The sequence below is a fragment of the Halobacterium sp. NMX12-1 genome (assembly GCF_040435975.1).
Lineage (GTDB): Archaea > Halobacteriota > Halobacteria > Halobacteriales > Halobacteriaceae > Halobacterium > Halobacterium hubeiense.
Window position 1 is genome coordinate 486,926 of sequence record NZ_CP159204.1, and the last position, 14,255, is coordinate 501,180.

General features: G+C 68.9%; 10 protein-coding genes. 5 read left to right on the forward strand and 5 right to left on the reverse strand.

Going from position 1 to position 14,255, the window contains the following annotated elements; all coding sequences use genetic code 11:
• Positions 1-9: 9 nt before the first annotated feature.
• Entirely contained in the window at positions 10-1,464 is a 1,455-nt protein-coding gene (locus tag ABSL23_RS04015) for a hypothetical protein (protein WP_353634801.1), read from the reverse strand.
• A gap of 248 nt (positions 1,465-1,712) precedes the next feature.
• On the opposite strand from ABSL23_RS04015, the gene rnz reads away from it, so the two are divergent.
• The 3 genes from rnz (at position 1,713) to ABSL23_RS04030 (ending at position 5,197) form a co-directional block, all read left to right on the forward strand.
• Entirely contained in the window at positions 1,713-2,645 is a 933-nt protein-coding gene (gene rnz / locus ABSL23_RS04020; RefSeq protein ID WP_353634802.1) for a ribonuclease Z, read from the forward strand.
• 166 nt (positions 2,646-2,811) lie between these two features.
• On the forward strand, positions 2,812-3,144 hold the full coding sequence (locus ABSL23_RS04025) for a hypothetical protein (protein ID WP_353634803.1): 333 nt from the start codon (positions 2,812-2,814) through the stop codon (positions 3,142-3,144).
• Between the two features lie 85 nt (positions 3,145-3,229).
• Positions 3,230-5,197 (forward strand): DUF460 domain-containing protein, encoded by a 1,968-nt coding sequence (locus tag ABSL23_RS04030; protein ID WP_353634804.1) that lies wholly within the window; start codon positions 3,230-3,232, stop codon positions 5,195-5,197.
• 21 nt (positions 5,198-5,218) lie between these two features.
• On the opposite strand, the gene ABSL23_RS04035 is transcribed toward ABSL23_RS04030, so the two are convergent.
• Positions 5,219-6,109 carry a DUF3267 domain-containing protein gene (locus tag ABSL23_RS04035; protein ID WP_353634805.1) on the reverse strand — a complete coding sequence of 297 codons (891 nt, stop codon included), beginning with the start codon at positions 6,107-6,109 and terminating at the stop codon, positions 5,219-5,221.
• A gap of 89 nt (positions 6,110-6,198) precedes the next feature.
• Positions 6,199-8,646: a DEAD/DEAH box helicase gene (locus tag ABSL23_RS04040; protein ID WP_353634806.1), complete on the reverse strand. Its 2,448-nt coding sequence runs from the start codon at positions 8,644-8,646 to the stop codon at positions 6,199-6,201.
• Between the two features lie 214 nt (positions 8,647-8,860).
• Here ABSL23_RS04040 and ABSL23_RS04045 point away from each other — a divergent pair, with 214 nt between their 5' ends.
• Positions 8,861-10,150 carry an amidohydrolase gene (locus ABSL23_RS04045; RefSeq protein WP_353634807.1) on the forward strand — a complete coding sequence of 430 codons (1,290 nt, stop codon included), beginning with the start codon at positions 8,861-8,863 and terminating at the stop codon, positions 10,148-10,150.
• A 344-nt stretch (positions 10,151-10,494) separates the two neighbouring features.
• The gene (locus ABSL23_RS04050) at positions 10,495-11,778 is read left to right on the forward strand and encodes an adenosylhomocysteinase (protein WP_353634808.1); all 1,284 of its coding nucleotides are present in this window, start codon (positions 10,495-10,497) and stop codon (positions 11,776-11,778) included.
• 423 nt (positions 11,779-12,201) lie between these two features.
• Here ABSL23_RS04050 and sufU read toward each other — a convergent pair whose 3' ends face one another.
• Positions 12,202-12,621, reverse strand: coding sequence for a Fe-S cluster assembly sulfur transfer protein SufU (sufU, locus tag ABSL23_RS04055; RefSeq protein ID WP_353634809.1), 420 nt, complete (start codon positions 12,619-12,621; stop codon positions 12,202-12,204).
• Between the two features lie 338 nt (positions 12,622-12,959).
• The gene (locus ABSL23_RS04060; RefSeq protein ID WP_353634810.1) at positions 12,960-14,204 is read right to left on the reverse strand and encodes a cysteine desulfurase; all 1,245 of its coding nucleotides are present in this window, start codon (positions 14,202-14,204) and stop codon (positions 12,960-12,962) included.
• Positions 14,205-14,255 lie beyond the last annotated feature (51 nt).

Consider the following 14,255-nt stretch of genomic DNA (forward strand, 5'->3'; position numbering starts at 1 on the left):
GGGGGTCGCTTACGCGGCGGTCGGCTCGCCGTTCGCGGTCGTGGCGTCCGTGCCACTACCCGCAGTCGTGGCGTCGGTTTCGCCGTCCGCAGTCGTGGTGTTCATTCCACCGTCTGCGGTCGTGGTGTTCGTCTCGCCGTCCGCAGTCGTAGTGTTCGTCTCGCCGTCCGCAGTCGTAGTGTTCGTGTCGCTCGTGGTCGTGTCGGTCGTCGTGGTCGTCTGGTTGTCGTCGCCGCCGTCGTCGGCGACGAGCGTGACGTTGCCGGCATCGACGACCGCGCCGCCGTCAGTCACGTACGGACCGTCCTGACTGCCGTTCGACGCGACGAAGTCGTAGGTGGTGTTGTTCGACGTTTCGAGGTGCGGCATCGCCACCAGCGTCTCGTTGTCCGCGAGTTCGCGGCCGTCGAAGGTCGCGCCCTCGACGCCCTCGAACAGCGTCACGGAGACGTTCTCGTGGTAGCCCGCCGCGAGGTACTCGGAGACCCCGACGACGCTCCCGACTGCGTCACCGTCCGAGAGCGTGCTGTCGTGGACGGCGACGTAGCCGCTCTCGGGGACGAACACGTCACTGACCGAGACGTTGCTGCCGTCGGTCGCCTGCTCGTCGAAGGCCACGGTCGCGTTGTCCGTGACCGTGACGGCGCCGAACGCGCTGGAGTTGTACGTCGTCACGGCGTGGGCGTACTCGCCCTCGGAGACGCCCGTGGTGTTCACGTCGAAGAAGACGTTCGCCGTCTCGCCCGCGCCGACGGTGACGTTCTGGTGGGCGACGACGTCGAGTCCGCCACCGCCGAGGCGGAACGCGACGTCCTCAGTCCGGTTCTCGTCGGCGGTGTTCTCGACGGTGGCGTTCACCGTCACGGTGGTGTTGGTCGCCGCGTACGCCGGCGCGTCGAGGCTGTCGACGACGACGCCGCGGTCGAGGTCGAAGCTCACGTTACCAGCGTCCACGACGGCGTCGCCGTCAGTCACGTACGCGCCGTCCTGGCTGCCGTTCGACGCGACGAAGTCGTAGGTGGTGTTGTTCGACGTTTCGAGGTGCGGCATCGCGACGAGCGTCTCGGAGGCGTTCGGCGCGCTGGCGTTCGAGAAGTCGGCGCCCGCGACGCCCTCGTACAGCGTCACGGTGACGTTCTCGTGGGTGCCGGCGTCGAGGTACTCGGAGACCCCGACGACGCTCCCGACTGCGTCACCGTCCAAGAGCGTGCTGTCGTGGACGGCGACGTAGCCGCCGTCGGGAACGGTGACGTTCTGCACCGTCACCGTGGCGTCGCTGGTGTTCTGGTCGCCGAACGCGACGCTGGCGTTCTGCGTCTGGTTCTCCTGTACCGCGTCGGCGACCACGCCGTCGACGCGCTCGCCGGGCGTCTGCGTGGCCGGTGCTTGCACGGCTGCCGCTGCGCCGCCCCAGAGGAGGAGCGCGCCAACGACGGCCAGTACCGCGACTGTGTGTCTATGCATTTGTGGTGTTACCCATCCCACCACGACGGGCGAACTGTGCATAAACCGGAGCGATAGTTAGCGCCGATTTACGTACTTAGCGGCCTGCTACCCTCAGAAAAGGGGAGAGTACTACGCGAACGGTGCTGTTACTCTCGTGCAAGCCGACCGTACCCGCGGCAACGTCCGCTTACCCGCCACGGAGAGGGGAGTCGCCGCCCGCTCGGGGTATCGGTGGGGTTTTGCGCGCGGCCCGCCCACGTTCGGGCATGACTCTGCAGGCCACCTTCCTCGGGACGAGTGGCGCCGTCCCCACGACCGAACGCAACCCCAGTTCGGTGTTCGTGCGCCGCGGCGGCGACGCGTTCCTCTTCGACGCGGGCGAAGCCACCCAGCGACAGATGATGCGGTACGGCACCGGCTTCGACGTCTCGGACGTGTTCGTCACGCACGCCCACGGCGACCACGTCTTCGGGCTGCCCGGCCTCGTCCAGACGTGGGACTTCAACGACCGCGAGGACCCCCTGACGATTCACGTCCCCCGGGGCGTCCGCGACCAGATAGAAGCCCTCGTGTTCGCCGTCGGCGGCGACGTCGGCTTCCCCGTCCGCGTCAGCGAAGTGAGCGCGGGCGAGACCGTCCTCGACCGCCCCGAGTACGAGGTCCGCGCGTTCGACACCGCCCACCGAACGACCTCCGTGGGGTACGCGCTCGTCGAGGACGACCGGAAGGGGCGCTTCGACCGCGAGAAGGCCGAGGAACTGGGCGTGCCGGTCGGCCCGAAGTTCTCGCAGCTCCACGACGGCACTGCCGTCGAACTGGAGGACGGCACGGTCGTCCGCCCCGAGCAGGTCGTCGGCGACCCCCGTCCCGGCCGCAAGCTCGTCTACACGGGCGACACGCGCCCCCACGACCCCGTCGTCGCCGCCGCGGACGGCGCCGACCTCCTGATTCACGACGCGACGTTCACCGACGACGCCGCCGACCGCGCCGAAGACACCGGGCACTCCACCGCGGGCGAAGCCGCCGAAATCGCCGCCCGCGCCGACGCCCGCGCGCTGGCGCTCACGCACGTCTCCTCGCGGTACGCCGGCGACGCCCGCGAACTCCGCGAGGACGCCGAGGCCGCCGACTTCGACGGCGAGGTGTTCGTCGCCCACGACGGCATGACCTACGACGTCCCGTTCCCGGACGCCGACTGACGCGCCGACACTCCGCGGCGTCCAGCGCTATCGCTACAGCCCGGGGTCCAGACGCCGGGAAACGCGTTTCTCGTACTGCCACGGCGACGGGAGGACGGCACTGTGACGGTGGCTGCTTGCGAGTGCCGGCCGCACTGCTTTCCGGGTCAGTACCGTATCCGGTGGCATGGCAGACGACAAACAGGGCCGAAACGATCAGGCCGACAACGAGGAGGACCGACAGCAGCAGCGCATGCAGGCGGAGGCCAGGACCCGCGCGGACGAGAAGGAACCGGTGCCCGACGAACCAGACGACCAGCTCGGCGACCTCGGCGACGCCATCGATAGCCACGACTACCCGGCGAAGACGGGGGAACTGGTCGAGGCCTACGGCGACTACGACGTCGAGACTCAGGACGGCGTCGCGCCCTTCGACGCGGTCCTCGACGAGGCCGACGACCGCACGTACGACTCCTCGGACGACCTGCGCGCCCGGATTTTGGGGCTGATACACCGCTGACCGCTCACTCGGTGAGGTGCTCGCGGCGGGTCCATCCTGCTCCCGCCGTGCACTTATTAGCCGTCACGCCCTACATTTCGGCAACGTGAGTACCCGCACGAGCGCCCTCGACGCCCGCGTGTTCGGCGTCGACGTGCAGAGCGGTGACGTGCGCGGGGACGCCCCCTCCTACGCGCTGGTCGTCTTCGACGGCGAAGTCGTCGAGCGCGACGTCGTCACCCGCCGGAAGCTGCTCCGGCGACTGGACGGCGAGGAGCCCGCGATTCTCGCGACCGACAACATGTACGAGCTGGCCGCCGACAAGGACCAGCTCGTGCACTTCCTGCGCGGGCTCCCCGACGAGACGAAGCTCGTGCAGGTCACCGGCGACGAGCGCCCGGAACCGCTCTCCCGCGTCGCGAAACGCCACGGCGTCCCGTACGGCAAGCCCGCGATGGAGGAGGCCGAGGCCGCCGCCCGGCTGGCCGCGCGCAACGTCGGCTACGAGGTGTCGGCGTTCACCGACGAGACCACCGTGAAGGTCGCTCGCGGCCGTTCGACCGGCGGCGGTGGCGGGTGGAGCGAGGACCGCTTCACGCGGCGCATCCACGGCTCCGTGAAGCGCGTCGCCCGCGAGGTCGAGTCCGACCTCGACGACGCCGGCCTCGACTACGAGCGCGAGGTCACCGAGAAGTACGGCGGGTTCGCCAACGCCGTGTTCACCGTGCAGGCGCGCCCCGAGGACATCCCCGTGAGCAGCCGGCGCTCCGGCGACACGCGCGTCGAGGTCGAGCCCGTGCGCCGGGACGGCATCGAGTTCGAGCCGCTCGCGCGGCGCCGCGACCGCGTGTTCGTCGGCATCGACCCCGGAACGACCACGGCGGTCGCGCTGGTCGCGCTCGACGGCCGCGTGCTCGACGTCACGAGCACGCGCACCGCCGACACCGCCGAGGTCATCGAGTGGATCATCGAGCGCGGCCGCCCGGTCGTGGTCGCTGCCGACGTGAATCCGATGCCGGCGACCGTCGAGAAGATTCGCGCGAGCTTCGACGCCGCCGGCTGGGCGCCCGACACCGACCTCCCCGTGGACGAGAAACAGCACCGCACCCGCGAGGAGGGCTACGAGGACGACCACCAGCGCGACGCGATGGCGGCGGCGCTGTTCGCCCGCGACGCCCACGCCGACCAGATTCGGCGCGCCACCGAGGAGACGCCGCCCGAACTCGACCGCGGCGAGGTCGTCGCGCGCGTCGTCGGCGACGACCAACCGCTCACCGCGGTCCTCGAAGACCTCACCGAGACAGACGAGCCCGAGGAGGAGGCCGTCGAGCACGAGCCCCGCGAGCTCACCGACGAGGAGCGCCGGATTCGGGACCTCGAAGCGCAGGTCGCCCGCCTCAAGGACCACGTCGCGGACCTCGAAGCCGAACTCGACGAGAAAGACGAGACCATCGCGGAGTACGAGGAAGAACTCTCCGAGGCGCGCCGCGAGGAGCGACAGGAGGCCCGCGAGCGCCGCGAGGTCACCAAGCTGGAGTGGGAGAACGACCGCCTCGAAACCGAACTCGAGGAGGAGCGCGAGCGCGCCGAGGAACTCGCCGCGAAGCTCGAACGGCTCAAGGACCTCTGGAAGCTCGACCACTCGAATCTGGGGGACGTGGACCACAGCGGCGACCTCGTCGCGGTCAAGCCCGTCGAGCAGTTCACCGTCGACGACATCGAGGCCGCCGACGACGAGTACGGCATCGCCGCCGGCGACGTCGTCTACCTCCGGGACGCCTCCGGCGCGGGCCGCTCGACCGCGGAACTGCTCGCGGAGTTCGACCCCCGGGTCGTGCTCCGGTCGGGCGGCCTCTCGGACGCCGCCGACGAGGTGCTGTTCGACCACGAGATTCCCGTCGGTCCCGCCAGTGAGGTGACCATCCGCGAGGTGGACGAACTCGCCATCGCCAGCGAGCCCGAGGTGGAGGCCGTCATCGCGGACTGGCGCGAGCGGAAGGCCGAACGCGAGCGCGAACAGAAGGAGAGCATGGTCGACTCCATCATCAGCGAGCACCGCGCCGACCGGGACTGACGCCCCGCCGCTCGCTCCGGCTCATTCTTCGCCCGACCGAGCGCGCCGGTAACTCCGCACGAGCGCGTACACCAGTCCGACGACCGCGCCGACGGCGAGCACGCCCGGCCCGACGCTCATCGAAATCTCGGTTGGCGACGACGAGAACGCGAACAGGAACGTGAACGTCTCGGGCGTACCGACCGTCAGGGAGGTGACGCCGAGGACGTCGAGAACGAGCGGGCCGACGACAGCCAGCGCGACGAACACGCCGACGGCAGCGACGGCCGCGCCGGCGAGCGCGTCCCAGACGACCGCCGTCACCGACAGCGAGCGCGGCCGGTCGCGCTCGTCGCCGAGGATGCGGACGCCGTCCGCGTGGTCTTCGAGGCGGACGTCCTCTGGGAACCCCAGCAGCGTCATCGTCATCCAGACGTCCGCGACCGCGCCGGCGGCGTTCGCGGCCAGCGGGACGACCAGCCACCCCCACTCGAAGGCCAACATCAGCGGCACGCCGACGCCGGTCATCACGACCAGCGGCGTCATCAGGACGACGACGAACTGGTTGCGGGTGAACTCGTGGTCGGTCGTGGCGTACGCGTACGGGAGGATGAAGTGCGCGAGGCCGACGCCGTACGTCGCTTCGCCGCCGTAGTACCGGATAGCGAGCCCGTGTAACAGTTCGTGGGGGACGACGAAGACGGTCGCCAGCACCAGAATGACCAGCACGTCCAGCGCGTTCGTCCACCAGCCGACGCCCGCGGGCGCGAACTGGAACGACGCCGGGTGGCCGGTGACGGCCTGGAACAGCGCGCTGAAGCCGGCGGCCGCGACGACGACCCCGAGCGTGCCCAGCGCGGTCATCTGGACGGTGAGCGCGCGGGTCAGTTCGAGGTCGGCGAGCGCCGTCTCGCCGCCGGTGTCGGGAGCCATACCGCCACGTCGCCGCCGCGAACCTTAACTGATTGGACAGGTACGAGGCGCTGCCGTCCCCGTTCAGAACGAAGTCAGGAAACGGGGCGTTACGCGTCGGGCTGGTAGTCGCTACCGACGACCTCGCGGATGCGCTCGGCGGTGACCTGGCCGACGCCGTCCGCCTCCGTGAGGTCGTCCTCGCGGGCGGTCATCACGGCTTCCACGGTCCCGAACTCTTCGAGCAGCGAGCGCGCGGTCACCGGGCCGATGTCCGCGATGGAGGAGACGACGTACTCCTGCTGTTCGCCGAGCGTCTTCGCGGCCTTCTCGCCGTGCGCGCTCACCTCGCGGTCGTTGTCCGTCTGCTCGCGCTCCGCGATGGTCTGAATCAGCTCCGCGGTGTCGTCCTCGCCGCGCGTGTGCACGACGCTGATACCCCAGTCGACGGCCAGCGACGCCAGCGTCGCGCGAATCGCGTTCGGGTGGACGTTGCGCTCCGCGTAGAGGTCGCCGTCCCCCTCCAAGAGGAGGACGGGCCGCGTGTAGTGCCGGGTGAGGTCTTTGGCCTGCTCGAAGATGGAGCGGTCGCCGCCCAGCAACGTGTCGAGAAAGTCCGCGTGGGACTTCCGCTCGACGGCGACGCGGTCCGAGAGCACGTAGTCGCCGACGGACAGCGTCTCCAACCTCGTCTCGACCGCGTCGCGCTTCGAGAGGTCCCGCGCGATGTTCGAGTCGAGTTCGCGCTGGTCGACGACCACCTCGACGGCCTCCTCGTCGCCGCTGTCCGCGCGCGCCGCTACGCCTTCCTCGTCCTCACTCTCCTCGACGTCGTCGGGGTCTGGCGCGTCGAAGTCCGTGAGCCCGGCCTGCCCGTCGCCGTCCGCAGCCGCGCTGCCGCCGTCGGCTTCCGCGGGCTGGGCGCTCTCTGACGTGGCTGCCGCCGTCTCGCTGGCGTCCTCTGTCTCCTCATCGCCGTAGTCGTCGAGCGCGCGCTGGCTCTCGCCGAGGTCGCCCTCGATGTCGTCCGCGAGGTCCTTCAGGTCGCGGAGTTCGTCCTCCATCTCCTGCTCGCGGCGCCGCGAAATCCAGAAGTACGCCTCGTCGCGGGTGTCCTCGGCCATCAACACGACGACTTTCCCCTCGGTCTGCCGGCCCGTCCGGCCCTTCCGCTGGACGGACCGAATCGCCGTCGGCACCGGCTCGAAGAACAGCACGAGGTCGACTTCGGGTACGTCCAGTCCCTCCTCGGCGACGCTCGTGGAGACTAGCACCTCGAACTCGCCGCTCCGGAACTCCTCCAGCGTCTCCCGCTGCTCTTTCTGCGTCATCCCGTCGCTGCCGTCCGCGTCGCCCTGCCCGACGAACCGCCGCGCGTCGAAGTGCTCGCCGAGGAAGTCCGTGAGGGCTTCGGCGGTGTCCCGGGATTCGGTGAACACGATGACGCGCTCCCCTTCCTCGATGCCCAGCGTCTCCGCGAGCAGCATCCGGGCGCGCCGGAACTTCGGGTGGAGCCCGTCGAACTCGTCGGCCTTCCGCATCGCCTCCTTGACCTTGGGCTCGGAGACGAGCCGCTGGCTCGCCTTCGACGCGCCCGAGGAGCGCGCGGCGTTGCGCTGGCGCTCGAAGTACCGCCGGACTGATTCGACGCTCTGGGTCTCGACGAGTTCGACGGCGCGGCGGAGCTTCATCACCTCCGCGTGCACGCTCATCCCCTGATAGCCCTCGCTCTGGTCGTTGTCGATGAGCTCTTGCAGTTTCGCGCGAATCTTGTTCAGGTCCTTCTGGGAGACGTCCGGGCTGGAGACGCGCGTGACGCCAAGCTCGCGGAGCTTCTCCAGGCGGTCCTCGATGACCTCGTTGATGGCGTCCCGGACCTCGACGACCTGCTCGGGGAGTTCGATGCGCTCCCACTGGACGTCCGTGTCGTACGTGTGCTCGCCGACGTCCGCGTCGTCCTCGGTCATCACCTCGACGTTCCGCACGCCGAGGTTCTCGCAGACCGTCCGGATGTCCTCCTCGTTCCCGCCCGGAGAGGCGGACATCGCCGTCACGAGCGGATTCAGCGCGTCCGCGTGGTAGCGCTCCGCGATGTACGTGTACGCGTAGTCGCCGGTCGCGCGGTGGCACTCGTCGAACGTGCAGTGGACGACCTCTTCGAGGCCGACGCGCCCGCCCACGAGGTCGTTCTCCACGACCTGCGGCGTCGCCACGACCACGCGCGCGTCGTTCCACGTCTCCGCGCGGTCGTCGGGACGGGTCTCCCCCGTGAACACGACGACTTCGTCGTCCGGGATCTGGAGCGCTTCCCGGTAGAACGCCGCGTGCTGTTCGACCAGCGGCTTCGTCGGCGCGAGCAGGAGGGACTTCCCGCCCGCGTCGTCGGCCAGCCGGTAGGCCGTCACCAGCAGGCTCACCGTCGTCTTCCCCAGTCCCGTGGGGAGGCAGACGAGCGTGTGGTCTTCGCGGGCGGCCGCCGCGAGCTGCAGCTGGTACTGGCGCGCCTCGATGACGCCCTCGGCCAGCATCGGGTGGTCGACGTACGCGGACTCCGACATTCGGGGAGTCGTACGTCGCTCACGGGGTTAAGGGTTCGCGTAGCGCGGTGAAAGTGGCGAGGGGCGGAAGACTCACTGCGTTCGTCTTCCGGGGCTCGAAGGGGGTCCGAGGCTTGCGGGGAAGTGTCGTCGTGAGAGCGCGCACGCAGTGGCCCCGGCGAATCACGAACGCGAAACCCACAGACACACAAGCCAGTCGGGCGAAACACAGCCCATGACCACGCTACGAATCGCGGGCGGGCGGGTGCTCCACCCGGACCTGTCCGTGTCGGAGGCGGACGTGCTCGTGGACCAGGACAGCGGCGAGATTCTGGACGTTGGGGACGTCGCAGAAGGCGACGAGCGGTTGGACGCCGAAGGGAGCCTCGTGATGCCGGGGCTGGTGAACGCGCACTGCCACGCGGCGATGACGCTGCTGCGGGGGTACGCCGACGACAAACCCCTCGATGCGTGGCTGCAGGAGGACATCTGGCCGGCCGAGGGAGAACTCACGGAGGGCGACGTGCGGGCGGGCGCCGAGCTCGCGCTCGTGGAGATGATTCGGTCGGGGACGACGGCGTTCGCGGACATGTACTTCCACGTGCCCGAAATCGCCGAGGCCGTCGAGGAAGCGGGCGTGCGGGCGCGGCTCGGGCACGGCGTCGTCACGGTCGGGAAGGACGAGGGCGAGGCGTACCGGGACAACGACGAGAGCATCGAAATCGCGCGGGAGCTCGATGGCGCCGCCGGCGGGCGAATCAAGACGGCGTACATGCCCCACAGCCTGACGACCGTCGGCGAGGAGTACCTCCGAGAGTTCGTCGGGAAGGCCCGCGAGCACGACGTGCCCGTGCACTTCCACGCGAACGAGACGACCGACGAGGTGGAGCCAATCGTCGAGGAGGAGGGCGAGCGCCCGCTGGAGTACGCCGACGACCTCGGGATGGTCACGGAGGCGGACTTCCTCGCGCACGGCGTGCACACCGACGAGACCGAGCACGAACTGCTCGCGGAACGCGGCGCGAGCGTCGTCCACTGCCCGGCGTCGAACATGAAGCTCGCGTCCGGGATGGCGCCCGTGCAGGCGATGCGCGAGGCGGGCGTGAACGTCGCGCTCGGGACGGACGGCGCGGCGTCGAACAACGACCTCGACCTCTTCGACGAGCTGCGGGACGCCGCGATGCTCGGCAAACTCGCGGCCGACGACGCCGCCGCAGTCCCCGCGGAGGCCGCCGTCGAGATGGCGACCGCTGGCGGCGCGCGGGCGCTCGGGTTCGACAGCGGGCGCATCGAGGCGGGCGCGAACGCCGACCTCGCGGTCGTGGACTTCTCCGCGCCCCACCTGACGCCCGTCCACGACTACGTCTCCCACCTCGCGTACGCCGCGACCGGCGGCGACGTCCGGCACACGGTCTGCGACGGTACGGTGTTGATGCGGGACCGCGACCTCCAGACGCTCGACGAGGCCGCGATTCGCGAGCACGCCGAGTCGCGGGCGGCCGCCGTCGCCGAGCGCGCCGAGTAGCCGGCGCGAATCGCAGGCGGGCGAGCGAATACCGGCGAAACGGCTGCGAGAGCGGCTCAAAAACCGAATAAGTCAGCTCCCGGCCAACGAGCTTTTTCCTCATCCGGCCGAGGAATCCAGTGCAGGCCAGACGGCCTGCGGCACCCACTGTCGACGGCGTCAGCACCCGCGTCGAGCGGCCGCGAGGTGTGAGTCGAACACGTGGCGCTCCCGGCCGCTCGGCGCGGACTCCCGTCGGGCGTCGGACGGCGACCCCCTCCGCCATCGGGCTACGCGCACGCCGTCCCGCCCGCTTTCTCCGCGGCTTCGGTAGGGTTTTGAATCCAGTCGCCGTGCCTCTCGGTATGACCACAGCGTCGCCGATTAGCGAGCGACTCGACGAGGTCGGGTCCGCTCGCGACGCCGGCCGGAAGAAAATCGACTGGGCGTTCGAACACATGCCGATTCTCTCCTCGCTGCGCGCGGACTTCCAGGAGAACGAACCACTCGAAGGAGAGACCGTCGGGATGGCGCTGCACGTCGAGGCGAAGACCGCGGCGCTCGTCGAGACGATGGCCGACGCCGGCGCGGAAGTCGCGATTACGGGCTGCAACCCGCTGTCCACGCACGACGACGTGAGCGCGGCGCTGGACGCCCACCCCTCGATTACGAGCTACGCCAAACACGGCGTCGGTGACGAGGAGTACTACGAGGCCATCGACGCCGTCCTCGGCCACGAGCCCACGGTCACGGTCGACGACGGCGGCGACCTCGTGTTCCGCGTGCACGAGCACCACCCCGAACTCATCGACACCATCGTCGGCGGCACCGAGGAGACCACCACGGGCGTCCACCGCCTCCGCGCGATGGACGACGACGACGCGCTCGAGTACCCCGTCATCGCGGTCAACGACACGCCGATGAAGCGCCTGTTCGACAACGTCCACGGCACCGGCGAGTCCTCGCTGGCGTCGATCGCGATGACCACGAACCTCTCGTGGGCCGGCAAGGACGTCGTCGTCGCGGGCTACGGGCAGTGCGGCCGCGGCGTCGCGAAGAAGGCCAGCGGGCAGAACGCGAACGTCATCGTCACCGAAATCGACCCGCGGCGCGCGCTCGAAGCCCACATGGAGGGCTACGACGTGATGTCGATGAGCGAGGCCGCCGAGGTCGGCGACGTCTTCATCACCACCACCGGGAACCGCGACGTCATCGTCGAGGACCACTTCGAAAAGATGCAGGACGGCGTCGTCCTCGCGAACGCCGGCCACTTCGACATCGAAATCGACCTCGAAGCGCTCCGCGAGATGGCTGACAGCGAGCAAGAAGTCCGTGACGGCGTCCGCGAGTACGAACTCCCCTCCGGCAAGCGCATCAACGTGCTCGCCGAAGGCCGCCTCGTCAACCTCGCGACCCCAGTCAGCCTCGGCCACCCCGTCGAAGTCATGGACCAGAGCTTCGGCGTGCAGGCCGTCTCCATCCGCGAACTCGTCGAGAACGCCGACGACTACGACGCAGGCGTCCACGAGGTCCCCGACCACCTCGACCGCAAGCTCGCGGAAATCAAGCTCAACGCCGAAGGCGTCGAACTCGACACCCTCAGCGAGGAGCAAGAGGAGTACATGACCTCCTGGCAGCACGGCACATAGGTACCTTTTGCGCTGTCACGGAAAGAGCGCGAAGCGCTCTTTCCAGATGACGAGAGACGCCTCCGCCGTCTCTCGAACCACGCTCGGCGGCTTCGCCGCCTCGTCTGCTCACGGGCGCTACGCGCCCGTTCGCACGGCCAGCGGGACCTTCGGTCCCGCTCGGTTCGGCAAAAACTTGCGGAAAAAGCACTCCTCGTCGTTCGAAAGACGGCGGAGCCGTCTTTCGTGATGACGAAAGGCGCGAAGCGCCTTTCGAACCACTCCAGCGCGCCTTCGGCGCTTAGTCGCTCGTCGGCCTCGCGGCGAAGCCGCGAGTGAACCGCCGCGCTCGGCTCGCGGATGCTCACAGCGATAGCCGAGTCGCAGAACGGGAGCGGGCGCCGTTTTCGCGGGAGAACTGAGCGTGTCGGCGAGTCGCGGGCGTTACTCCTCGGTGGTCGTCTCGTCGACGTCCGCGTCGCCCTCGTAGATTTTCGCGCCGTCCTGCACGACCTTCTCGGAGAGCACCGCGCACTTCACGCGCATCGGCGTCACTTCCACGCCGAGCATGTCGAGGACGTCGTCGGTGTCCAGTTCCTCGACTTCGTCGAGGGTCATCCCCGGGAGCTTCTCCGTGAGCATGCTCGCGGAGGCCTGACTGATGGCGCAGCCGTCGCCGCGGAACGCGACGCGCTCGATTGTCTCCCCGTCGTCCTCGAGCTTCACGTCGAACTCAAGCTCGTCCCCGCACGAGGGGTTGTAGCCGTCGTGGGAGAACGTCGCGTCGCCGAGCTCGCCGTGGTTGCGGGGGTTGCGGTAGTGGTCGAGAATCTGCTGCCGGTACATGTCCGAGCCCATGCTCATATTGGGCGTTCGTAGGGTAGAACGCCGTAAAAACGTTCCGCGGAACGACACACCAGTGAAGGCCGGCATCCGCGAGCGCCGCAGGCGCGAGCGGTTCACTCCACGAGTGAGCGCAGCGAACGAGTGGAGGCCGACGACCGAACGGAGCGAAGCTCTCTCGTGATGACGAGAGACGCCAGCGGCGTCTCTCGGACCATGAGGGAGGAGTGCTTTTTCCGCAAGTTTTTGCCGAGTGGGGCGCGCGGAGCGCGCCCCACGTGGTTCGAGAGACGCCTGCGGCGTCTCTCGTCATCTGGAAAGAGCGCAAAGCGCTCTTTCCGTGACAGCGCAAAAAGTGGCTACGCGAAGATGTCGCGGGCGGCGTCCAGCGACTCCACGAGCTTGTCGACTTCCTCCTTGGTGTTGTAGAGGTAGAAGGAGGCGCGCACGGACGCGGCGATGTCGAGTTTCTGGTGGAGCGGCTGCGTGCAGTGGTCGCCGGCGCGGATGGCGATACCGTAGTCGTTGAGGATGGACGCGAGGTCGTGGGCGTGGATGCCGTCGACGTTGAACGCGACGACGGCGCCGCGGTCGTCGGCGGGCGGGCCGTAGATTTCGACGTCGTCGAACTCGTCGAGGCGCTCGTAGGCGTACTCGGTGACGGCTTCCTCGTGGGCCTGAATCGCCTCCATGCCGACGTCGTCGAGGTAGTCGGCGGCTTCCGCGAGCGCGATGCCCTGCGCGATGAGCGGCGTGCCGGCCTCGTACTTCCACGGGAGGTCGTTCCACGTGGTGTCCTCGAAGGTGACGCGCCGAATCATGTCGCCGCCGTAGAGGAACGGTTCCATGTCCTCCAGAATCTCTTTTTTGCCGTAGAGGCCGCCGATGCCCGTCGGGCCGGCCATCTTGTGCCCGGAGAAGACGTAGAAGTCCACGTCCAGCTCCTTGACGTCCACGGGGCGGTTGGGGACGGACTGGGCGCCGTCGCCGAGAATCAGGGCATCCTGCTCGTGGGCGAGGTCCGCGAGTTCGCGCATCGGGTTGACGGTGCCGAGGACGTTCGAGGCGTGGACCACCGAGACCATCTCGACGTCCTCGTCGATGAGCTCCGCGGCGTGGTCCATGTCGAGGTAGCCGTCCTCGTCCACGCGGATGTAGCGGACTTCGGCGCCGACCTTCTTCGCGATTTCGCGCCACGTCACGAACGACGAGTGATGCTCCATCTCCGAGAGCACGACCGCGTCGCCCTCCGAGAGCTCGTTGAGCCCCCACGCGTACGCCACGAGGTTGATGGACTCGGTGGTGTTCTTCGTGAAGATCATCTCCTCGCGGCCGTCCGCGCCGACGAACTCTGCGAGGCGGTCGTGGGCCTCCTCGTAGGCGATGGAGGCTTCCTGGCTGAGCTGGTGGATGCCGCGGTGGACGTTCGCGTTGTAGCCGCGGTAGTAGTCCGAGAAGACGTCCACGACCCGGTCCGGGGTCTGCGTGGTCGCCGCGTTGTCGAGGTAGACGAGCCGCTGGCCGTCGCTTACCTCCCGGTCGAGAATGGGGAAGTCCGCCCGGATGGCGTCGACGTCGAGGGGGTCCTGCTCGGTGGCTTCCATTACACGCGAGTAGGGGGCGGGGACACTACTGTTCTTCGGTGCCGGGAGCGC